This window comes from Holdemanella hominis, from assembly GCF_014306155.1.
In the GTDB taxonomy this organism is placed as follows: domain Bacteria; phylum Bacillota_I; class Bacilli_A; order Erysipelotrichales; family Erysipelotrichaceae; genus Holdemanella; species Holdemanella hominis.
This window is the reverse complement of record NZ_JACRWH010000136.1, coordinates 1-612: the sequence shown is the minus strand read 5'-3', so window position 1 is coordinate 612 and position 612 is coordinate 1. Positions and strand designations below refer to the sequence as shown.

Below are 612 nucleotides of genomic sequence, written 5' to 3'. Positions count from 1 at the left end.
AGACTGGAATGATTTTGACTATACAGAACCTTATTATGGAGAATATACGATTCAGATAAACAAGACAAAAAAGCGAAGAATTGTATGCAAAGCCTTTCGCTTAGAAAAAGACGGAATGCTTCAGTTAGTACCTATGGTTTATTGCATAATCACAAATGATTTTGAGAAAAGTCCCAAAGGAGCAATGGACTTTTATGAAGCGAGAGGAAACAGCGAAAACTTTACAAAAGAATTAAAAGATGATTTCAACGGTGGGAATCCTTCACATAAAGAATTCGTAAAAAATGAAATGGATTTTCTAATTTCAAGTCTAGCCTACAATCTTTATCATGTATTCCAGCAAACAATATTAGAAGAAAAAGATCAGACAATACGAATGAATACATATCGATTGAAATATCAGAAAATAGCAGTCAAAGTGATACAACACGCAAGACAGGTAACGCTTAGTTTTAGCAGTGCCTACAAAAATAAAACTCAGTTCACTCAGTACTGGAATAAAGTGTTGCAGATTTAACGTTTTGAACCTATATTTTAAAAAATCAGCAATGTCTGATATCCTTTTATATACTCATTTCAAACCATTCGAAAACAAAATGAAAAAGATTAGCC

1 protein-coding gene is annotated in these 612 nt (G+C 32.2%); it reads left to right on the top strand.

All coding sequences use genetic code 11. The annotated features are described in order from the left end of the window. Positions 1-517: transposase (locus tag H8911_RS12255; RefSeq protein WP_186999854.1), on the top strand; the 517-nt coding region annotated here is incomplete at its 5' end. Between the last annotated feature and the right edge of the window lie 95 nt (positions 518-612).